The organism is Mycobacterium sp. OTB74 (assembly GCF_029892685.1).
Classification (GTDB): Bacteria; Actinomycetota; Actinomycetes; order Mycobacteriales; family Mycobacteriaceae; genus Mycobacterium.
In genome coordinates, this window is sequence record NZ_JARXVD010000019.1 from 35660 (window position 1) to 56206 (window position 20547).

A 20547-nucleotide genomic window follows, 5' to 3' on the forward strand; every position below is an offset into this window, starting at 1 on the left:
ATGAGCAGCCCCGAGGCGGAGACGCCGCTCACTGATCGGGACCGAACCGTCACCGCACCCAGGAGCCAGGTTGTCGCCTGGGCACTTTGGGATACCGGCGCGACGGGTGTGAACGCGATTGTCACGACATTCGTGTTCTCGGTCTATCTGACCTCGACCGTCGGGGCGGGTCTGCCCGGGCCGACCACGCCGGCGAGCTGGCTGGGCCGGGTGCTGACCGCGGCGGGACTGGTGGTCGCGGTGCTGGCCCCGGCAACCGGCGTACTGGTGGATGGTGCTCATCGCAGGCGTGCAGCGCTGACCATGCTCACCGGTGCGGTGGTGGCGCTGACCGCGTCGATGAGCCTGATCCATGCCGATTACCGCTACCTGTGGGCGGGTCTGGCGCTGCTGGCGTGCACCGCGGCGTGCAGCGACCTGGCCACCGTCCCGTACAACGCGATGCTGCGCGACCTGTCCTCTCCGTCCACCTCCGGACGCATTTCCGGATTTGGTTTGGCCGCAGGCTATTTCGGAAGTGTCGTGCTGCTGCTGGCGGTGTACGTCGGGTTCATCGCCGGCACCGGCGACACTCGCGGTGCGCTCGGTATCTCGGCCACTGACGGCCAACCGGTCCGATACGCCGTGCTGCTCGCCGCGGCGTGGTTCGCCGTTTTCGCGACGCCTCTGCTCACCGTGAAGTCACCACCGCAGGCCATGTCAGAACCACCGGCGACGGTCGGCTTCATCGGTGCCTACCGGCGACTGTGGTCCGAGATCGTCGAACAGTGGCGCCGAGACCACAACGTCGTCTACTTCCTGCTTGCCAGCGCGATCTTCCGTGACGGGCTGACCGGCATCTTCACGTTCGGTGCGGTGCTCGGGGTCAATGTGTACGGGGTGTCGCAGTCCGATGTGCTGCTGTTCGGGGTGTGCGCGTGCATCGTCGCGGCAGTGGGTGCCATCGCCGGTGGCCTGCTCGACGACCGGGTCGGCTCCAAGCCGGTCATCATCGGGTCGCTGGCGGCGCTGGTGGCCATCGGTCTCATCATGCTGGCGTTGTCCGGGCCGGCGGCGTTCTGGGTCTGCGGCCTACTGTTGTGCCTGTTCATCGGGCCCACCCAGTCGGCCGCGCGCAACGTGATGCTCCAGATTTCGGCCGAGGGCAAAGAAGGCGTGGCCTTCGGTCTCTACACGACGACCGGCCGGGCGGCATCGTTCCTGGCGCCCTGGTTGTTCTTCACCTTCATCGATGTGTTCGGCTCCAACCGCGCCGGCCTCGGTGGGTTGTGCGTGGTGCTGGCCGTCGGTTTGGCCGGCATGCTGGCAGTGCGGGTACCAGCTCGTCAGTAGGGATGCCCGCGCTTGACGGTCCGGCAGATCGTCAGCCCGATGCCCTGGTGTTGCTGAATCTGGTTGCCGTCGACCGATATTGCGCACGCGACCGGATGTCCGGCGTTGACGATGCTGACGCTGGCCGAGCGCTTGGCCGGACGGTTCAGCTGGACCTCCCTGGTCCATGGCAGAGGCACGTTGAATTCGGTCTGGAGCACATTGCCGGTGTCGACAAAGGTGATGCTCATGGCCCGGCCGGTGCCGATGACGCTGTACTGCACGGTCTCGGTATCGCCGGGCATGGTGGCTTCGGCATCGGCGGACGGCGTTGGCGGGGCGGCGGGCGCACCTGAGGGAGCGGTTGTCGGGGCGTTCGCCACCGCCGTGTCGGTGGTGTCCGGCAGCGGTGGCAGCGGCGGCGCGACCATGGTCTGTTGCTCGGAGCTGTCGACGATCACCAGCGCGATGAGCATGCACGCGACCAGAATGCCGACGGCACCGGCCACGGGCCAGACCCAGCGGTGGCGGCGAGTCCAGGGTTGCGCGGGCGGTCCGTAAGGGGAGGAGTAGCGGGCGGTGAACGGATCGGTTGTTGCGCCCGTCAGATGTGTGTAGGGCTCCCCATCTGGAGTGACTGCGGGCAGTTTCTTGGTGGGGTCCAACCCGTCGCGATGCGATCCGGTCATGCCCACCTCATGACTGCAGGGTACCCGCGGCTCTGCGCGGGCCTGTCTGGCGAGGTAACACGCTGGTCAGGACCCGTTCGACGGTCCGAGCGCGGCAAAGGTCATGGTTCGCAGCACTGCGCGTGAGGCGTTGTCAGGCTTGCGTGCGCCCGCCTTCACACTGTGCGGGGTCGAGTTCAACAATCCGAACGCGGCGTGGGCCATGATGCGGGCGTCGGGCTCGGTGCGGGCTGGGTCCATCCGGCGCAGCGTCTCGACCCAGATTTCGACGTACTGCCGCTGAGCCCTGCGGACCTGGCGCTTGGCGGGATCGGGCAGGTTGTTCAGGTCCCGGTCCTGGATTCGGATCAGGTCTGACTCGTTCAGTGCGAAGTCCAGGTGAAAGTCGATCAGGCCGTCCAGCGCTTCGGTCGGGGTTTGGGTGTCCGCGACCACGGCGCGCGCCCCGGCCAACAACCGGGTGCTGATGCCGACCAGCAACTCGACCAGCAGGGCCTCTTTGTTGGGGAAGTGGCGGTAGATGGCCGGGCCGCTGATCCCGGCGGCCGCGCCGATGTCCTCCAACCGCACGGCCAAGTAGCCGCGTTCGGCGACAAGGCGTTCGGCGGCCGCGATCAGCTGCGAGCGGCGGTCGGATTTTGCCCTGCTCCGCGATGTTTCGGCATCGGGCTGCGACATGGGTGTGGGCGCCGGCATCTGCACCTCCAACCGGGTCTGGACATCTCAGTTAATCGAGACTAACATCGCGTCCGGTTATTCGCCATTAACTCAACTGAAACGGAGCGATGATGGCGCCCAGCGTTACCCATCGGGTTTCTCATCGCGAACAGCACCTGGTGCTGGTGGATCAATTGCGGGAAAAACTGGCGACCGCCGCGCTCGGCGGGTCGGAGAAGTCCCGGGAACGGCACGTCAGCCGCGGCAAGCTACTGCCGCGCGACCGGGTGGACGGCCTGCTCGATCCGGGCAGTCCGTTCTTGGAGATCGCACCACTGGCTGCCAACGGCATGTACGACGACGAGTGCCCGGGCGCCGGGATGATTGCCGGCATCGGCCGGGTGTCTGGTCGCGAGTGCATGATCGTCGCCAACGACGCCACTGTGAAAGGTGGCACGTACTACCCGATCACGGTCAAGAAGCACCTGCGGGCCCAGGAGATCGCCGGCCAGAATCGGCTGCCCTGCATCTACCTGGTGGACTCCGGGGGAGCGTTCCTGCCGCGCCAGGACGAGGTGTTCCCGGACCGCGAGCACTTCGGCCGGATCTTCTTCAACCAGGCCAACCTGTCCGCCCAGGGCATCCCGCAGATCGCCGCGGTGCTCGGTTCCTGCACCGCGGGCGGCGCCTACGTCCCCGCGATGAGCGATGAAGCGGTGATCGTCCGGAACCAGGGCACCATCTTCCTGGGCGGCCCGCCGCTGGTGAAGGCCGCTACCGGTGAGGTGGTCACGGCCGAGGAGCTCGGCGGTGGCGATCTGCATTCCAAGGTCTCCGGCGTCACCGACCACCTGGCCCACGACGACCGCGACGCGCTGCGCATCGTCCGCCGGATCGTCTCGACGTTCGGTCCGCGCACACCCATTCCGTGGGACGTGGCTCCGACGGTCGATGCGATCTGCGACCAGACCGAGTTGTACGACGTCGTACCTATCGACTCGAAGGTGCCCTACGACGTACACGAGGTGGTCAGCCGCATCGTCGACGGTGGCGAATTCACTGAATTCAAAGCGGAATACGGCACCACCCTGGTCACCGGGTTCGCCCGCATCCACGGCCACCCGGTGGGCATCATCGCCAACAACGGCGTGCTGTTCGGCGAATCCGCCCAGAAGGGTGCGCATTTCATCGAGCTCTGTGACAAGCGGTCGACACCGCTGCTGTTCTTGCAGAACATCTCCGGCTTCATGGTGGGCCGTGACTACGAGGCGGGCGGTATCGCCAAGCACGGCGCCAAGATGGTGACGGCGGTGGCGTGTGCCCGGGTGCCGAAACTGACTGTGGTGATCGGCGGATCGTACGGCGCGGGCAACTATTCGATGTGCGGCCGCGCGTATTCGCCGCGGTTCCTCTGGATGTGGCCCAACGCTCGCATCTCTGTGATGGGTGGCGAGCAGGCTGCATCGGTGCTGGCCACGGTGCGCGGCGATCTGACTCCCGAGGAAGAAGAGGCGCTCAAGGCCCCGATCCGGCAGCAGTACGAAGACCAGGGCAATCCCTATTATTCGACCGCGCGCCTCTGGGACGACGGCGTCATCGACCCCGCTGACACCAGAACCGTTGTCGGGCTGGCCCTTTCGGTTGTCGCACAGGCTCCGCTGGAGCCTGTCTCCTACGGCGTTTTCAGGATGTGAGATGAGCACATTCCATACAGTCTTGGTGGCCAACCGCGGCGAGATCGCGGTCCGAGTCATCCGCACGTTGCGCGCCAGGGGTGTTCGCTCGGTGGCGGTGTTCAGCGATGCCGATGCCGGCGCCCGGCACGTCTTGGAAGCTGATACTGCTGTCAGACTGGGCCCGGCCCCGGCGCGGCAGAGCTACCTGAACATCGAGGCGATTGTCGACGCTGCCCGCCGCACCGGCGCGCAGGCGGTACACCCGGGCTACGGATTCCTTTCCGAGAACGCCGAATTCGCCGCCGCGCTGCAGGATGCCGGAATCGTGTTCGTCGGTCCCGGTGCCAAGGCCATCGCCACCATGGGAGACAAGATCACCGCGAAGGCCGCGGTGTCTGCATTCGGTGTTCCGGTGGTACCTGGCATCTCACGTCCCGGGCTGACTGATGACGATCTGATCGCCGGCGCCCCTGAAGTCGGCTTCCCGGTCCTGGTGAAGCCGTCTGCCGGTGGCGGCGGCAAGGGTATGCGGGTGGTGCATGCTGCCAGTGAGCTGCCGGCCGCGCTGGCCTCAGCGCGCCGCGAGGCTGCTGCTGCGTTCGGCGACGACACCCTGTTCCTGGAACGGTTCGTGTTGAACCCCAGGCACATCGAGGTGCAGATCGTCGCCGACGGCCACGGCAATGTCGTCCATCTGGGTGAGCGCGAATGCAGCCTGCAGAGGCGCCATCAGAAGGTCATCGAAGAGGCGCCGTCGCCACTACTAGACCAGGCGACCCGAGCCAGGATCGGTGCTGCGGCCTGCGACACCGCCCGTAGCGTCGACTACCGCGGCGCGGGTACGGTGGAATTCATCGTCTCGGCCGACAAGCCCGATGAGTTCTTCTTCATGGAGATGAATACCCGTCTGCAGGTGGAACATCCGGTGACTGAGATGGTCACCGGAGTGGACCTGGTCGAGTGGCAGCTCCGAGTGGCCGCGGGCGAGGCGCTGCCGGTGGCCCAGGACGACATGACCCTGACCGGCCATGCCATCGAGGCCCGCGTGTACGCCGAGGATCCGGCCAACGGTTTCCTGCCGACCGGCGGGACCGTGCTGGCGTTGGCCGAACCGGCAGGGGCGCGAGTGGATTCCGGTATCCGGGCGGGGTCGGTGATCGGCAGCGATTACGACCCGATGCTCTCGAAAATCATTGCCTATGGCCCAGATCGAGCTTCGGCGCTGAGCGGGCTGGATCGCGCGCTGGCAGACACCGCGGTGCTGGGCGTCGGCACCAACATCGAATTCCTGCGCTTCTTACTCGCCGATGAGGATGTGCAAGCGGGTCGACTGGACACCGGACTGCTGGACCGCCGCACCGGCGACTATGCCGCAGCCCGCGCCGGGGACGATCAACTGATCGCCGCGGCGGCCTATCGCTGGCTGCACAGTTGGCCTGCCGACGGCGACCTTTGGGCCACCCCGTCCGGTTGGCGGGTGGGGGAGCACGCTGCCGTCACCGCACGATTGCGCGCCGGCGACCGTACCGATCACGTGCATTTCACCGGCTGTCCGGACCACGCGACCGCACGTGTCGAAGATGGTCAATCACACTGTGTCACAGCAGAGTTGGACGGCGTTCGGTTGACAGTCACCGTCGATGGGCTGCGCACCGAGTACCTGACCGCCGTCGAAGACCACAGGCTCTGGCTGGCCGGCGCCGGCCGGACGATCGTCGTCGAGGAGGTCCGTGAGGCGCCGGTGCGCCCCGACGACGAGCACAGCGGTGACGCCGAGATCGTCAGCCCGATGCCCGGATCGGTTGTCGCCGTTGGCATCGAAGATGGGTCGACGGTGAGGAGTGGTGACGTCGTTGTCACCGTCGAGGCCATGAAGATGGAGCACGCGCTGTCCACGCCAGTGGACGGCACGGTGGAATTGCTTGTCGCCGTTGGCGATCAGGTCAAGGTGGGTCAGCCGCTGGCTCGGATCACCGCTGCAATCAAGGAGACTCAGGAATGAGCGACTTTATGTCTACCGGCAACCTGCCGGATCATTACGCCGAATTGGCCAAGACGGTGCGCGACTTCGCGCAGACGGTCGTTGCGCCTGTTGCCGCCAAGCACGACAAGGAACATTCGTTCCCCTATGAGGTCATCGACGGTATGGCCGACATGGGCCTGTTCGGTCTGCCGTTCCCCGAGGAGCACGGCGGCATGGGCGGCGACTACTTCGCGCTGTGTCTGGCGCTGGAGGAGCTCGGCAAGGTCGACCAGAGCGTCGCAATCACCCTGGAAGCCGGAGTGTCGCTGGGCGCAATGCCCGTATACCGCTTCGGCACCGAAGAGCAGAAGCAGCAGTGGCTGCCGCTGTTGGCGAGCGGAAAAGCGTTGGGCGCCTTCGGTTTGACCGAGGCCGGCGGCGGTAGCGACGCCGGTGCCACCAAGACGACGGCAAAGTTGGACGGCGACACCTGGGTGATCAACGGCTCCAAGCAGTTCATCACCAACTCCGGTACTGACATCACCAAGCTGGTGACAGTTACCGCGGTGACCGGGGAAACCGATGGCCGCAAAGAGATTTCGTCGATCCTGGTGCCGGTCCCCACCCCGGGCTTCACCGCTGAGCCTGCATACGACAAGGTCGGCTGGAATGCCTCTGACACGCACCCGTTGAGCTTCGACGACGTGCGGGTGCCCGCAGAGAATCTGCTCGGTGAGCGCGGCCGTGGCTACGCCAACTTCCTGCGCATCCTGGACGAGGGCCGCATCGCTATTGCCGCGTTGTCGGTCGGTGCGGCGCAGGGCTGCGCCGACGAATGCGTCAAGTACTCCAAGGAGCGGGAAGCCTTCGGTCGCAAGATCGGTGGCTACCAGGCCATCGCATTCAAGATCGCCCGGATGGAAGCCCGGGCCCACGCCGCGCGGACCGCGTACTACGATGCCGCGGCACTGATGTTGGCCGGCAAGCCGTTCAAGAAGGCGGCGTGCGTGGCCAAGCTGGTGGCCAGCGAGGCCGCCATGGACAACGCCCGCGACGCCACTCAGATCTTCGGCGGCTACGGGTTCATGAACGAGTACCCGGTTGCGCGCCATTACCGGGACAGCAAGATCCTCGAAATCGGCGAAGGGACAACGGAAGTGCAGCTGATGCTGATCGCACGGGAGGCCGGGCTGTGACGGGAGAAGATGCGCCCAAAAAGGTCGTCGAGCAGCGCGGGCTCTGGTTCGAGGAGTTCGAGACCGGGGTGTTGTATCTGCACCGGCCGGGCCGCACCATCACCGAGGCCGACAACGTGCTGTTCACCACGTTGACCATGAACACCCAGGCGCTTCATCTGGATGCGGCATTCTCGGATGCGCTGCCGCCGTTCAATGCACGCCTGGTGAACTCGATGTTCACGCTGTCCACGCTGGTCGGCCTGTCCGTCGCCCAACTGACTCAGGGCACCATTGTGGGCAACCTCGGCTTCTCTGACATCGCCTTCCCCAAGCCGATGTTCCACGGCGACACCCTGTACGCCGAGTCCGAGGTGATCGAGAAGCGTGAGTCCAAGAGCCGTCCGGGCGAGGGCATCGTCACCTTCGCCCACACCGGCCGCAACCAGCACGGCGTCATCGTGGCGACCGCGACGCGCAAGACCATGGTGCGGATGCGTCCCTCGGAATCGGCGGGGGAGGCCTGATGGCGCTGCACAATCCCGGTCCCGGCTGGCTGTTCTGCCCGGCCGACCGTCCCGAACGGTTCGAAAAAGCCGCGGCAGCAGCCGATGTCGTCATTCTTGACCTGGAGGATGGCTGCGCGGCAAAGGACCGTCCGGCTGCCCGGCAGGCGCTGGTCGACACCCCGCTGGACCCGGCCCGCACAGTCGTGCGGGTGAATCCGACCGATACGGCCGACCACAAGTTGGACTTGGAGGCGCTGGCCCGCACGCCGTACACCACGGTGATGCTGGCCAAAACCGAATCTGCCGAGCAGGTTCGGGCATTGGCGCCACTGGATGTGGTGGTGCTGGTGGAAACCCCGCTGGGAGCACTGGCAGTCACCGAGACCGCCCGCGTCGAAAATGCGTTCGCCGTCATGTGGGGCGCTGAGGACCTGTTTGCGGTTCTGGGCGGCACCGCCAACCGCTGGCCCGATGACAGCTACCGTGATGTCGCCAAGCACGTGCGGTCGCAATCGCTGTTGGCCGCCAAGGCTTTTGGCAAGCTCGCGCTGGATTCGGTGTACCTGGACATCAAGAACCTCGACGGGCTGCGCACCGAGGTCGATGATGCGGTGGCGGTCGGATTCGACGCCAAGGTGGCCATCCACCCGACCCAGGTTGCGGTGATCCGAGCTGGCTACACGCCGACCGAGAAGGAAATCACTTGGGCGCGTGCGGTACTCGATGCGGCGACCCGCGAGCGCGGGGTGTTCCAGTACGACGGCCTAATGGTGGACATGCCGGTGCTGCGCCGGGCTGAGCGGATCGTCGCGCTGGCTCCCTAGTTGTTTTTCTCTGGCCGAAACGGTGTTCCGGCAGGGAAAGTTCGACAACAGGCCTGCTGGAATGCCGTTTCGCCGCCGGGGTAGTCAGGGGGTATCGTCGCCGAAGTGGTTTCAGGCCAGCTTGATCCGGCCGCACTGCAGCGGGCCCGCGTCGCTGTCGCAACACTGTTCCTGACCAACGGGGCGATCTTCGCCAATCTGGTGCCGCACTATCCGGAGATCAAGGACGACCTGCACCTGAGCAACGCCGTCTACGGTGCGACCGTCGCGGCCTTCTCCGCTGGCGCACTGGTGGCCGGTGTGGCCGCAGGTGTGCTGATCCGGCGTTACCGGTCAGCGCGGGTTGCGGTGATTGCCACGGTCGGGCTGGCGGTATTCGTGGTCATCGCCGCCGTGGCGCGCGGCGCCATAGTGCTGGCCGCAGCGCTGTTTCTGGCCGGGGCTTGTGACGCGATGGCCGATGTGGCCCAAAATGCCCACGGACTGCGCGTGCAGCGCGACTACGGGCGGTCCATTATCAACTCGTTCCATGCGGTTTGGGCGGTCGGCGCAATCTTCGGCGGACTGACCGGTGCGGCCGTGATCGCCCTGGACATACCGCGTGGTGTCCATCTGACTGTGGTCGCGCTGGTGGCGTGCGCGTTGGCGCTGACGGCAGACCGCTTCCTACTGGGTGGGCCGGAGCACGAGGACCATCCGGCCGCGCGCAGAGCGGTCAGCGCCGGGCCTGGCCGTGGCGTCTGGTTGACGCTGCTCGCTCTGGTGGTGATCGGCATCGCGGGTGCGACCGTCGAGGATTCCGGCAGTTCCTGGGCCACGCTCTACCTGCAGGACACCCTGCACGCGCCCCCGGCGATTGCGGTGTTCGGCTATATCGCGTTGGTCGGATTCATGTTTGTGGGGCGGCTGTTCGGCGACCGACTGGTCGATCGGTTTGGCGAGCGGTCGGTGGTGAAGGCCGGCGGTCTGCTCACAGCTGCAGGAATGGGCGCTGCGCTGGCGTTTCCGACCGTCGCTGGAACCATCGCCGGTTTCGCGGCCGCGGGTTTGGGGGTGGCGACGCTGATCCCGGCCGCGATGCACACCGCTGACCAATTGCCGGGACTGCGGCCAGGTACCGGTCTGACGGTGGTCACGTGGTTGATGCGGGTGGGGTTTCTCGGTGCCCCGCTGCTGGTGGGCTTCATTGCCGACGCGGCGGGGTTACGCGTTGGTCTGCTGATCGTGCCGGTGGCTGGGGTGCTGGCGAGCTTGCTCGCCGGTGCGTCGGCTCGCGACACGAACCCATTCCATGACTGGCGATGAACGCGGCTGTGTCCGATTCCGGCGCATAATGGCAGTGATGCCCCAGCACTGCGGCGAGTAGAGCGGATCATCGGGCGGCGCCACACCCCGGCACCGGCCCAGCGGCCCCTAACCAGGGTTTGCTCTGACCGCCACCGCGCTGAGCACCTCGCGGACTGGCGGCCGAACATGCCGTCACCGATAGGAGGCGGTATGGCTGAGACAGTGGCCGCGCAACGTGCTGCGGAACTGGCCCTGGCACCAGTGCAACTCATCGCGCCCGACGGAACGCCCACTCTCGACGAGCGATATCGCCGCGACCTACCGCCGGAAACCCTCGCCTGGCTCTACGAACTGATGGTCGTGACCCGGGATGTGGACGGCGAGTTCATCAACCTGCAGCGGCAGGGAGAACTGGCACTGTTCGCGTCGTGCCGCGGCCAGGAGGCTGCCCAGATCGGCGCGACAGCCTGCCTGCGCAAGGCCGACTGGGTTTTCCCGCAGTACCGCGAACTCGGTGTCTTCCTGACCCGTGGGATCACGGCAGCACAGGTGAGCGCGGTATGGCGCGGCCGCTGGCACGGCGGTCTCGGATTCACCGAAAAGCATTGTGCCCCAATCTCTATTCCGATCGGTACGCACGGCCTGCACGCTGTCGGGGCTGCCATGGCCGCGCAGCGACTGGGAGAGGACTCGGTCACGGTGGCGTTTCTGGGCGACGGTGCCACCTCCGAGGGCGATGCCCATGAGGCGTTCAACATCGCGGCGGTGACCGCGGCACCGTGCGTGTTCTTCATCCAGAACAACCAGTGGGCCATCTCGGTGCCGGTGAGTCATCAGCAGGCGGGGCCGTCGATTGCGCACCGCGCCATCGGTTACGGCATGCCGGGGGTCCGGGTCGACGGCAACGATGTGCTGGCCTGTTATGCGGTGATGGACCAGGCAGTACAGCGTGCCCGAGACGGCGGCGGGCCGACGCTGATCGAGGCCGTGACCTACCGGATGGGCCCACACACCACCTCAGATGACCCGACCCGGTACCGCTCGGAGGAGGAGCTGAAGTATTGGGAAGCCCGCGATCCCATCGCCCGCTACCGCACCTATCTGTGGAGCATCGGGATACTGACCCCGCGCCTGGACGAACGAGTGCAGGCGCGGTCGCATCGCCTGCGCGACGAGTTGCGCGAGGCGGTACTGACCACACCGGATATCGGCATCGCGGAGGTTTTCGACACCGTGTACGCCGAGATCACCCCGGAGCTGGCTCGCCAACGCGAAGAGCTGATCGCCGAACTGGAGTGGGAGGGCCCGAGATGACTCAGATCGTCGAACGACCGCCGATGTCCGGTGACTCCGGCGATGAGCTACCTGAGCAGGGCGGCCCGGTGGCGCCGTCCACGGTCACCATGGCCCAGGCGATCAACCGAGCGTTGCACGATGCCATGGCCGTCGACGACCGGGTACTGGTCTTCGGCGAGGACGTCGGCAAACTGGGCGGGGTCTTCCGCGTCACCGAAGGACTGCAGGAAACCTACGGTGCGGCAAGGTGTTTCGACACCCCGGTGGCCGAATCAGCGATCATCGGCATCGCGATCGGCATGGCCATCCGCGGGCTTGTGCCGGTTCCGGAAATCCAGTTCGACGGCTTCGCCGCACCGGCGTTCGACCAGATCGTCAGTCACCTGGCCAAATACCGCATGCGCACCCGTGGTGACATCGACATGGCGGTGACCATCCGGATCCCGTCGTTCGGTGGAATCGGTGCGGTGGAACATCATTCGGAATCCACCGAGTCGTACTGGCTGCACACCGCCGGCCTCAAGGTGGTGGTGCCGTCCACTCCGTCGGATGCCTATTGGTTGCTGCGGCATGCGATTTCGGCTCGTGACCCGGTGGTGTACCTGGAGCCTAAACGCCGGTACTGGACGCGGGGGACGCTGGACACCGATACCCCGGCGCTCCCGATCGGCCGTGCGGCGGTGCGCCGCACCGGCGGCGACGTCACGGTGATCACCTATGGCTCGCTGGTCGACACCGCCCTGGCCGCAGCCGATTTGGTGGCCGATACCCACCGATTGGAAGTCATTGACCTCAGATCGCTCAACCCACTGGACTTCGACACCATTGCCGCATCGGTACGCAAGACCGGCCGCGCGGTGATCATGCACGAAGGCCCGCGGACCCTCGGCTTCGGCGCCGAGTTGGCGGCGCGGATTTCTGAGGAGTTGTTCTACGACTTGGAGTCACCGGTGTTGCGTGCCACCGGATTCGACACCCCAAACCCGCCGGCGCGGATGGAGAAGCTGTGGCTGCCGGGTGTAGATCGGCTGCTGGATTGCGTGCACAAAGCAATGAGCCGGCCGTGAGCACGGTCCGCGAGTTCCTGGTACCCGATCTCGGTGAGGGCTTGGAGGACGCCACCATTACCGCGTGGGCGGTGGCCGTCGGCGATACCGTCGATCTCAACCAGGTGATCTGCACTGTCGAAACCAACAAGGCCGCTGTCGAAATTCCCAGCCCGTACTCCGGCACGGTCACCGAACTCGGTGGGGCAGAAGGGCAGACGTTGGCGGTGGGGGCGGTCCTGATCCGCATCGCGACCGACATTTCAGCTGAGGCCACGGTCGATGCCAATAACGGCGCGGCCGTGCCAGCCCCGCCGACGCAGCCGACGCCACCCAAACGCAACCCGGTACTGGTCGGGTACGGCACCGATGACGAGATGGATTCCAGCCGCCGGCGCGCCCGGGCCAAACCACCGGTGCGCAAGCTGGCCTCCGAGCTGCACGTGGATCTGACTGGCGTGACGCCATCAGGTCCCGAGGGCATCGTTACCCGTGAGGACGTGCTCGCCGCAGCGCCACGTGCCGACACCGTCGCAGTGCACGGCGTGCAAGCGGAGATGGCGCGTCGGATGGCCGTGTCGCGCAACGAGATTCCCGACGCCCATGCTTCCGTTCAGGTTGACTGCACCGAACTGCTTCGGGTGCAGGGCATGTTGTCCGGCGTGGACGAGGCGGTCACACCGTTCGCGCTCATCCTGCGGCTGCTGGCCGTTACGCTCCGGCACCATCGGGTATTCAATTCGACCTGGGTGTCGACTGACCACGGGCCCAGCGTGCACCTGCATGAATCGGTCCACCTCGGCGTCGGCGTAGCCACACCCCGCGGCCTACTGGTGCCGGTTGTGCGTGATGCCGAACGGCTACCCACCCGGCAGTTGGCTCAGGAGGTATCCCGGCTGGTGCAGTCCGCCCGGGCTGGCACCGTGAAACCTATTGAGCTGCAAGGTTCGACATTCACGGTGTCGAACTTCGGTGCGTTGGGTTTGGACGAGGGCGTGCCAGTCATCAACTACCCCGAGGCGGCGATCCTGGGGATCGGCTCACTCAAACCACGTGCGGTGGTGGTCGAAGGTGCGATCGTGGCCCGGCCGACCATGACGTTGACCTGCGCGTTCGACCACCGGATTGCCGACGGGGCCGCCGTCGCGGCGTTCCTCGGCGAGTTGCGGGCACTGATCGAAGCGCCCGAACTCGCCCTGCTCGACGCCTGACCGGCCGGCTACCGCCGCTTCGCGGCAGCCAAACGTGCTGCGAATTCGGGTGATTCGATGGACGCGGCCTGCGGCACGATCTCGATATCCACAGCCAGCCGATGCTGCTCGTTGTCCAACACACCGGGATGATCAGTGGCTCGCATCGATGCCTTCGTGGCCAGGACCACCTCACGGGGTGCGCCGGCCGGGCCCGCTGCGAGCGCCAGTGCAGCGGCCACCGGTTCGTCGGCGACGTCCAGCGCCAGGCCGTGCCGCACCGCAGCTTCGGCGTCGAACTTCATGCCGAACAACAACGCCGCCCGCGCCGCCTGCGGCCCGATGGCCCGCTGCAGCATCCACGTTGCGCCGCCGCCGGGGTGTATCCCGAGCTTCTGGAACCGTGGATCGAACACCGCGCCCGGGCCGGCGATGCGGACATCGGCAGCCAGCGCAAGGTTCAGCCCGGCCCCGACAGCGGGACCGTTGACCGCCGCGATGGTCGGCAGCGTGCAATCGGCGACCGCCAGGAATCCGTCGTAGATGACCCGCAGCCCTTCTTCGGTTGCTTCGCCGAGGGCAGTCAGATCAGCGCCGGCACAGAACGCCTTTCCGGCCCCGGTGACCACGACCGCATGCACATCGGGATTGGACTGGGCGGACTCGACCGCGGCGCGCAGGCCCGCGGACATCTCCGCAGTCACCGCATTGCGGCGATCGGGATCGTTGACGGTGATGAGTGCGATGCGGTCGACCACCTGCATCAGTACAAGATCGGTCACGAGGGTCAGCCTAGAACGGCGGGTCGGACCACCGAACCGGATGGCCTGACCGACCGCGGCTCGAGCAAGTTCGGTTCGCCGTGATTCGATCTCGGAGAGCTGCCCTTGCGGGTCTGCTGACACGACCTTCGAGGTCATCGCACGTCCGCGGCCGCAAGGCTGTGACGTCGGCGATGCGCAGAATTCCGGCCCAAATCGGCTCGTCGCGGGCACCCGACTGGCGAGCTTCGACATTCTGCAACGCCGCTGCACCGTGGCTGCGAGAAACCTGTGTGTGTGCTTGTGTAACCGCCCATGCGAGGAGTTGGAACGAGGGTCTTGAACCGTCTCGCGGCGCTGGCCGCCGCGTCCTTAGTGCTGCCCGGCAGCGTGCTGGCTTGCGGTGTCGCGCAGGCAGATCCGGCCCCGGTCGAGCCCGCGCCGGCCGGTGAGCAAGGGCCGCCGCCGGACACCGGAGCTGTGGCATCAGCCGAACCGAGCACCGTGACGACCCCCGACGGCTGGACACTCACCGTTGTCGCGACCAACGAAACCGAATTACCGGTTGCTCCGCTGACCACCGCGGTCAGCTCACGCGAGTACCTCGTCGGCGGCACCTTCGCCGGCACGGTCACAGGCAAGGGCAAGACCACATTGGCCGGCGGCACCTTGGAGGCCGGGTACCAGATCGGTTGCGGAATCGAACTGGGCCAGATCCGCCTGGTTGGATCGGTCGGCATCGCTACTTCAGCCTCTACCGTGACCGCGCCGATCCCCACCGGCCTCACCATGCCGATCCAAGGATCGATCGAGACTCACCCCAAACCAGGTCAGGTGATCCAGGTCCCAGTGGACAAGAAGTCGTTCAAATCCGCCCCCGTGCGCGTGACGCTCAAGGACGTACACGTCAAGATCGACGGCTGCGTCGGCCAGTCGTTCCTGCGGTCCTACGCAACGTTGACCAGTTCGACCAGCGACACCGACGACATCGTCGCCTACTACGGCGTCACCAAGAGCGTCTGAGTGGAGCCGGCCAGGATTACTTAGCCGGGCCGCACCTGCCCTCGGCAAGATTGCGTAGTGGATTACTCAGGCCCTCGTGGTGCCCGTCAGTAGATACTGCGAAATGTCAGCAAATCGACATTCAGCGGTGGTGGCGGACGGCGCCGGGGACGGAGTTCATCATGGAGACGGGTCGCGTTTCGGTCCTCGTCGCAGAGGATTGCCTGTTGGTGCGCGACAGCGTGTGCCGGGCATTGTCGGCCGACCGCGACGTGAGCGTCGTCGGGGTTGCCGAGGACTTCGACTCCACAGTCAGGCTGGTTGACCAGCACCGGCCGACCATGCTGGTGACCGATGTGCGGATGCCGCCGACGGCGACTGACGAGGGGATTCGCCTGGCGCAGTGGATGCGTGTGGCGCATCCAGACACGGGCGTGATCGTGTTGTCGCAGTATGCCGACCCGCACTATGCGGCGGGGCTGCTCGAGAGTGGCACCGGCGGCCGCGGCTATCTGTTGAAGGAGCGGGTGTCACACTTCGACGAACTCAGCGCCGCTGTTCATCAGGTTGCGGCAGGCGGCACCGTCCTCGATCCGTTGGTCGTGGAGGCACTGCTGAACCAGCCCCGTGGCGTGGCACCCAGCAATCGATTGACGGCACGCGAGCAGGAAGTGTTGGCGGAGTTGGCCACCGGCTTCAGCAACCGTGTGGTGGCTGAACGACTGGTGTTGTCTCAACGAGCGGTCGAGAAGCACATCAACTCGATTTTCGCCAAGCTGGAGCTGACCGCCGATGACTCCGTGGACCGGCGAGTCAAGGCCGTGTTGATGTTTCTCAACGACGCAGCTTCGGTCTGACGGTGGGGACCTTAGGGGTTCGCGATGATGGGTCCAGCTCCGAAATCACCGACGGTGAGCCGGATCCGGACTGGGTGCGGGTCTGGGTGGTTGATGATCAACCTGCGTTCCGCCTCGCGACTGCGGCGACGTTATCTGCCTCCGAGGGATTCGTGATGGCCGGGGAGTTCGAGACCGGTGAATCGGCGATCGAGCGGATTCCCGACTATGAGGCCGGCATTGTGCTGATGGACATTCACATGCCGGGGATAGGCGGTATCGAGGCCGCTCGCCGGCTCTGCGTGGGGCATCCGGGCCTGCTGGTGGTGCTGATGTCGACCTACCCGTTCGAAGACCTGCCTCCGACGGCCGCCAACTGTGGCGCCATCGCCTACCTACACAAGGAATACCTCAGCCCCGATCTGTTGGCCCGGCTATGGCAAGCAGTCGGCTGACCCAGGCCCCAGTCAAACCGCTCCCATTCTGGCGAGCGCCCACGGTGCTGCTGTCCGCGGCGTCGCGGTCGTCGTCGGTGCTCGGGCACGACCTCATCTACAGCCTGGCCACTGAACGATTCCAACTGTTTCTGTCCGGACACCTGGCCATGTACTTCGGCTCCGGCGTCGTACTGCCGGCTTGGGAGTACCTCACCTATTGGCGATCGCCGTGGCTGCTCGCGCTGATCGCGGTGTGCGCTGGTCAATGTGTCGTGCTCGTCGTCGCCTTACGGCTGGCCCGACGACAGCGGTACCAAACATCGATCATCCTGGTCTGCGTGGGCAACTGGGTCGCCGTCTCGTTGATCACGCCGATCGCTCCCAATCTGCTGCCCGTGATGGTGCTGGTTGCCCTGGTGCCGGTCGTCTTCGCTGAGCCGTACATCCGATTGCGACACGGCTTCGCCTTCGCACTGATCACCGCCAGCTGTGTACTGGTGCTGGTTGCGCTGGCCCGGTTTGTGAGTGTGACGAACGGAATGGGTCACGTACCTGCCTGGATCGAAACGGCTTTCATCATCTCGGCCGTGCCGGTCAACGCCCTGCACATTCTGGTGATCGTGTGGAACAACGCCGCCGCGCTGCGCACCTCGGAGGCGCAATTGGCCGAACGTGCCGAACAGCTGGAAGCGTCGCGGAATCGGGTTATCACCGCAGCCGACGAGGAGCGGCGCCGGTTCGAGCGCGACTTGCATGACGGAGCCCAGCAGCATCTTGTCGCGCTGGCGGTGCACATCCAACTCGCGCGCCGGGCCGAACCTGCGCATAGTCAGTCCCTGCTGGTCGAGGCGTCTGGGTTGATAGACGCCGCGATAGCGGAGATGCGCCGGCTGGCGCACGGTTTGTACCCACCGCTGCTGGTAAGCGGCGGGCTGGCCGGTGCACTGCCAGCGATCGCTTCACGCGCTCCGATTCCGGTGCAGGTGAATTTGGATGGCGTCGAGCGATACCCGGCGCCGGTGGAGGCAGCGCTGTACTTCTGCTGCAGTGAGGCTGTCCAGAACGCCGCCAAGCACGGTGGTCCGGAAACCGAGGTCACCGTTGACTGTCGTGCTGATGCCGGTGTGCTCACACTGACGGTTACTGACACCGGAGGTGGATTCGGTTCGGTGACATCGGGGATGGGCTTGACCAATATGAGCGATCGGCTGTCCGCCATCGGTGGGCAGCTGAGCATCGACTCCGCGCTCGGGCATGGCACTCGGGTGCATGCTGTGGTCGGTGCCGACGCCGGCTGACGCTGTCGGGTCGTAGCACTAGCAAATCTCGAATCATCAACCTGCAGGCCATGTTTCGTTCGCGCCGATGTCGTTTTCGGCGGCGTCTGTCTCGGTGGTTCGGCGCCTCTGTGGTGGCGGGGGTGCAGGCACTACCACGAACTGTGGTGTTCGCAGGCTGTCGACTGCTGGCCCGTTTTCAGAAGATTGTGGTGTCGGTTGATGGTTAACCGGAACAAGCCAGAGCAGATCGCCGGAATTTGTTGCAACACAACATATCTGATGGCAGTGATGCCCACTCAACTGGAAAGGAACGGTTATGAAAACTCTGAAGTTCGATTCGCCACAGGGCGAAACTCGTTACATCCCAGAAACTTCGACGTTATACACGCCGGACCCGGACGAATCGGACCGAGTGTATGCCGGGCCGCAAACCCCGTGGGTGCGGGTGGAGATTCCCGGGCTGGTGCCGCTGCGCAACCCGCGGACGGTCGTCCAGCCGGTTCCGGTGCCGTCGACTCCCGCCGAGCCCAGCGTCGCCGAGGTGCAGCCACACCACCGGTGGTTGCACGCAATGCACCTCGACATCGTTGGCCAATTCTTTGATGCAGTTGCCGGGTCACCCGGGCCGCGCCGTGAACACGGCTACCTGGAGGATGCGCGCATGGCGCGGGAGATGAGCCGACTGTGAGGCCACGTGCCTTGCCGCCGCCGCGGCATGACCGCCGCGATGTTCCCCCGACTGGATGACCCCGGACCTGAATACAGGTCCGGGGTCACTTCCTTTAAACGGCCTCGGCGTATTGGCAGCTCCGAATTATCGTGTTTCCGCGGAACAGTTGCTGCAAATTGCACCGTTCGCTTTCGGCGTGCAACCCTAATTCTTACCGCGATATTCGAACACTTTGAACGAGAACGAGCCGGCCTCGCGGGCCAGCTCGAGTGCTTCGAGGTGGAAGTCCGTCCCTTCAGCCACCTCAGGAGCTTCGGGCTTGTCAATCATATTCCGGACCTTAACTCGCAGTGGCGTTCGATCCTCAGATCAGCAAGTATTTCAGTTCGATTCGGGCGGTACCTTTGCATCTTCAGCCCGAGCGGGCTGAGTGTCCTCATTGCCATGGTGTGCCGGCGCCTGCGCTGATTCGGGGTGGGCGCCAGGGCTTTGATCTCGCCTTCGCCTACGGACCAACCAACCCACACCTGCGGCAGCGGCGGTAACGATCGCAGACCATGTCGCCCAGCTGTGGAAGATTTGCCCGACCGTGTAACCGAACGTCCGCTTCACATGAATCCGCAGCGGAATATCGGTGTTCAACGATCCACCGCCGTCGAGTGGAACCTGTACATGAGCGGTCAAGACAAGTTCATCGATCGGCCTCTTCGGGGTGATCTGCCAACTCCAGAGCAGAGCGATGTCGCGGTCGGTGGAGGCGTTGCGAGCGATATTGGGCGTCACGATGGCATCGTCAGAGCTTGCCGAGAGTTCTGCTGTCGTAGTCGGGCCGACGTGAATCGTTCCGGCAGGTGTCGTGATTGTGCCCGGCAGCACTGCGTTTACGCTCTGATTCAGTTCTGGGGTATCGCCAATCGTCAAACCGATGAGATCTGTTCGTTCTACGGCCAACTCATCAGGTCGATGCCACTCTGCCTTCGCGGCAATAAGACCCGCCTGTTGCTGCTGAATCCGGCCCCAGTTGACCGCATCCGCCGCGCCCGAATCCGCGGGCGCGCCAGGCCAGCCGCTTGAAGGTGGGCCACCAGGCCCTCTATCTGCCGGGACTGGAAGCCTGGCGTCTTTTGATGCCGGATGTTGACGGGTGATCACCGGCGCGTCGAGACGCCCGTCGGCAGTCGGACCAAGTGGCTGAACCGGTGCCGCGGGTGGGATTGGTTCAGCTGTGGTGGGGCTGGCCGAGGCCGTAACCGTTGATAGCGGAGACCTTGACGGCGCCGACGCATTGTCGGTTCCACACCCAGTTGCGAAAAACACGAGTCCGACACATACCGCTGCTCTGAGCATCCGAGTTCGCATTCGCCCAGCCGACGCCCCACCGCGACCGCGCCTGATACCGGTTGGCGCATCAGCACGCGCCTGGATCGACTTCACCATGCCTCAGAATGGCCACAAATCGGCTGTCAGGGCACGAGTAGCCGGGTACTCAATTCGCCGGTCGCGGCGCACGCTCGAACGACCGTCAACCAGCGAGTCTCAGGGACGTGGCCATCACCAAACGAGAAGCAGCAGCAGCAGTTATGACTGTCTGTGGGCTATTTCAATCCTCGCGGTGATAGTAGTCCGACCACCACAAACCCTCGGGATAGTCGTCGCGCATGAACGTGAGCATCACGAGACCTATCACAACAGCGGCCAGCAACACATCAATCAGGGTAGCGCCGCAGCCCGACAAACATTGCCGTCAACCTGGCGCCCCCGGCAGGGATCGAACCTGCGACCAACCGCTTAGAAGGCGGTTGCTCTATCCGCTGAGCTACGGGGGCAGCGCACTCACCCTAACTGAAGTCGTAACCGGACCCTCCGAGTCACTCCAGCAAGAACGGCCAGAGGTGGGGAGTGCTGGATGCCGCCGAATTCAGAATCCTGCCGCCCGAG

The 20547-nt window shown here is 65.3% G+C and carries 20 protein-coding genes and 1 tRNA gene; 15 read left to right on the forward strand and 6 right to left on the reverse strand.

The genetic code is table 11. The features are described 5' to 3' along the window. Nucleotides 1-1332: an MFS transporter gene (locus M2432_RS22135; protein WP_280828990.1), complete on the forward strand. Its 1332-nt coding sequence runs from the start codon at nt 1-3 to the stop codon at nt 1330-1332. On the opposite strand, the gene M2432_RS22140 is transcribed toward M2432_RS22135, so the two are convergent. Both M2432_RS22140 and M2432_RS22145 read right to left on the reverse strand, forming a co-directional pair. Then, nucleotides 1326-2000 (reverse strand): MmpS family transport accessory protein, encoded by a 675-nt coding sequence (locus tag M2432_RS22140; protein ID WP_280828991.1) that lies wholly within the window; start codon nt 1998-2000, stop codon nt 1326-1328. The genes M2432_RS22135 and M2432_RS22140 overlap by 7 nt on opposite strands. 66 nt (nt 2001-2066) lie before the next feature. Beyond that, a complete protein-coding gene (locus tag M2432_RS22145) occupies nt 2067-2678 on the reverse strand; it encodes a TetR/AcrR family transcriptional regulator (RefSeq protein ID WP_280829057.1) in 612 nt (203 codons plus the stop codon). A gap of 110 nt (nt 2679-2788) precedes the next feature. Here M2432_RS22145 and M2432_RS22150 point away from each other — a divergent pair, with 110 nt between their 5' ends. The 9 genes from M2432_RS22150 to M2432_RS22190 all read left to right on the forward strand — a co-directional run bounded on the left by M2432_RS22150 (nt 2789) and on the right by M2432_RS22190 (nt 13644). Next, on the forward strand, nt 2789-4351 hold the full coding sequence (locus M2432_RS22150) for a carboxyl transferase domain-containing protein (protein ID WP_280828992.1): 1563 nt from the start codon (nt 2789-2791) through the stop codon (nt 4349-4351). Nucleotide 4352: 1 nt separating this feature from the next. Further along, a complete protein-coding gene (locus M2432_RS22155) occupies nt 4353-6335 on the forward strand; it encodes an acetyl/propionyl/methylcrotonyl-CoA carboxylase subunit alpha (RefSeq protein WP_280828993.1) in 1983 nt (660 codons plus the stop codon). After that, on the forward strand, nt 6332-7492 hold the full coding sequence (locus M2432_RS22160) for an acyl-CoA dehydrogenase family protein (protein WP_280828994.1): 1161 nt from the start codon (nt 6332-6334) through the stop codon (nt 7490-7492). The genes M2432_RS22155 and M2432_RS22160 overlap by 4 nt, the downstream gene beginning before the upstream one ends. Further along, complete coding sequence (locus M2432_RS22165; protein WP_280828995.1) at nt 7489-7998, forward strand: MaoC family dehydratase; 510 nt, start codon at nt 7489-7491, stop codon at nt 7996-7998. The genes M2432_RS22160 and M2432_RS22165 overlap by 4 nt, the downstream gene beginning before the upstream one ends. Beyond that, a complete protein-coding gene (locus M2432_RS22170; RefSeq protein ID WP_280828996.1) occupies nt 7998-8804 on the forward strand; it encodes a CoA ester lyase in 807 nt (268 codons plus the stop codon). Before M2432_RS22165 ends, M2432_RS22170 begins: the two co-directional genes overlap by 1 nt. Nucleotides 8805-8909: 105 nt before the next feature. Further along, nucleotides 8910-10109 (forward strand): MFS transporter, encoded by a 1200-nt coding sequence (locus M2432_RS22175; protein WP_280828997.1) that lies wholly within the window; start codon nt 8910-8912, stop codon nt 10107-10109. 192 nt (nt 10110-10301) lie between these two features. Beyond that, complete coding sequence (gene pdhA / locus M2432_RS22180) at nt 10302-11405, forward strand: pyruvate dehydrogenase (acetyl-transferring) E1 component subunit alpha (RefSeq protein ID WP_280828998.1); 1104 nt, start codon at nt 10302-10304, stop codon at nt 11403-11405. A 23-nt stretch (nt 11406-11428) separates the two neighbouring features. Beyond that, nucleotides 11429-12454: an alpha-ketoacid dehydrogenase subunit beta gene (locus M2432_RS22185; RefSeq protein WP_280829058.1), complete on the forward strand. Its 1026-nt coding sequence runs from the start codon at nt 11429-11431 to the stop codon at nt 12452-12454. Further along, nucleotides 12451-13644, forward strand: coding sequence for a dihydrolipoamide acetyltransferase family protein (locus M2432_RS22190; protein WP_280828999.1), 1194 nt, complete (start codon nt 12451-12453; stop codon nt 13642-13644). Before M2432_RS22185 ends, M2432_RS22190 begins: the two co-directional genes overlap by 4 nt. Before the next feature lie 8 nt (nt 13645-13652). Here the strand turns inward: M2432_RS22190 and M2432_RS22195 are convergent, their stop codons facing one another. Next, nucleotides 13653-14405 (reverse strand): enoyl-CoA hydratase, encoded by a 753-nt coding sequence (locus M2432_RS22195; protein WP_280829000.1) that lies wholly within the window; start codon nt 14403-14405, stop codon nt 13653-13655. 294 nt (nt 14406-14699) lie between these two features. Here M2432_RS22195 and M2432_RS22200 point away from each other — a divergent pair, with 294 nt between their 5' ends. The 5 genes from M2432_RS22200 (at nt 14700) to M2432_RS22220 (ending at nt 18627) form a co-directional block, all read left to right on the forward strand. After that, the gene (locus M2432_RS22200) at nt 14700-15407 is read left to right on the forward strand and encodes an MspA family porin (protein ID WP_280829001.1); all 708 of its coding nucleotides are present in this window, start codon (nt 14700-14702) and stop codon (nt 15405-15407) included. Between the two features lie 161 nt (nt 15408-15568). Then, a complete protein-coding gene (locus M2432_RS22205) occupies nt 15569-16243 on the forward strand; it encodes a response regulator transcription factor (protein ID WP_280829002.1) in 675 nt (224 codons plus the stop codon). 2 nt (nt 16244-16245) lie between these two features. After that, entirely contained in the window at nt 16246-16677 is a 432-nt protein-coding gene (locus M2432_RS22210; protein ID WP_280829003.1) for a response regulator transcription factor, read from the forward strand. Continuing rightward, nucleotides 16659-17957, forward strand: a complete 1299-nt coding sequence (locus tag M2432_RS22215) for a histidine kinase (RefSeq protein ID WP_280829004.1) — start codon at nt 16659-16661, stop codon at nt 17955-17957. Before M2432_RS22210 ends, M2432_RS22215 begins: the two co-directional genes overlap by 19 nt. Before the next feature lie 298 nt (nt 17958-18255). After that, a complete protein-coding gene (locus M2432_RS22220) occupies nt 18256-18627 on the forward strand; it encodes a hypothetical protein (protein WP_280829005.1) in 372 nt (123 codons plus the stop codon). A 186-nt stretch (nt 18628-18813) separates the two neighbouring features. Here the strand turns inward: M2432_RS22220 and M2432_RS22225 are convergent, their stop codons facing one another. The 3 genes from M2432_RS22225 to M2432_RS22235 form a co-directional block, all read right to left on the reverse strand. Further along, complete coding sequence (locus M2432_RS22225) at nt 18814-18939, reverse strand: hypothetical protein (RefSeq protein ID WP_280829006.1); 126 nt, start codon at nt 18937-18939, stop codon at nt 18814-18816. Nucleotides 18940-18990: 51 nt separating this feature from the next. Beyond that, a complete protein-coding gene (locus M2432_RS22230; protein ID WP_280829007.1) occupies nt 18991-19392 on the reverse strand; it encodes a hypothetical protein in 402 nt (133 codons plus the stop codon). Between the two features lie 967 nt (nt 19393-20359). Continuing rightward, nucleotides 20360-20435, reverse strand: a tRNA-Arg gene (locus M2432_RS22235). Nucleotides 20436-20547: the final 112 nt, after the last annotated feature.

Coding starts and splice junctions, on each gene's coding strand:
- M2432_RS22185 (WP_280829058.1), top strand. CDS start 11,429: ATGTCCGGTGACTCCGGCGATGAGCTACCTGAGCAGGGCGGCCCGGTG.
- M2432_RS22225 (WP_280829006.1), bottom strand. CDS start 18,939: ATGATTGACAAGCCCGAAGCTCCTGAGGTGGCTGAAGGGACGGACTTC.
- M2432_RS22155 (WP_280828993.1), top strand. CDS start 4,353: ATGAGCACATTCCATACAGTCTTGGTGGCCAACCGCGGCGAGATCGCG.
- M2432_RS22220 (WP_280829005.1), top strand. CDS start 18,256: ATGAAAACTCTGAAGTTCGATTCGCCACAGGGCGAAACTCGTTACATC.
- pdhA (WP_280828998.1), top strand. CDS start 10,302: ATGGCTGAGACAGTGGCCGCGCAACGTGCTGCGGAACTGGCCCTGGCA.
- M2432_RS22150 (WP_280828992.1), top strand. CDS start 2,789: ATGGCGCCCAGCGTTACCCATCGGGTTTCTCATCGCGAACAGCACCTG.
- M2432_RS22170 (WP_280828996.1), top strand. CDS start 7,998: ATGGCGCTGCACAATCCCGGTCCCGGCTGGCTGTTCTGCCCGGCCGAC.
- M2432_RS22140 (WP_280828991.1), bottom strand. CDS start 2,000: ATGACCGGATCGCATCGCGACGGGTTGGACCCCACCAAGAAACTGCCC.
- M2432_RS22200 (WP_280829001.1), top strand. CDS start 14,700: ATGCGAGGAGTTGGAACGAGGGTCTTGAACCGTCTCGCGGCGCTGGCC.
- M2432_RS22215 (WP_280829004.1), top strand. CDS start 16,659: ATGGCAAGCAGTCGGCTGACCCAGGCCCCAGTCAAACCGCTCCCATTC.
- M2432_RS22160 (WP_280828994.1), top strand. CDS start 6,332: ATGAGCGACTTTATGTCTACCGGCAACCTGCCGGATCATTACGCCGAA.
- M2432_RS22205 (WP_280829002.1), top strand. CDS start 15,569: ATGGAGACGGGTCGCGTTTCGGTCCTCGTCGCAGAGGATTGCCTGTTG.
- M2432_RS22135 (WP_280828990.1), top strand. CDS start 1: ATGAGCAGCCCCGAGGCGGAGACGCCGCTCACTGATCGGGACCGAACC.
- M2432_RS22145 (WP_280829057.1), bottom strand. CDS start 2,678: ATGTCGCAGCCCGATGCCGAAACATCGCGGAGCAGGGCAAAATCCGAC.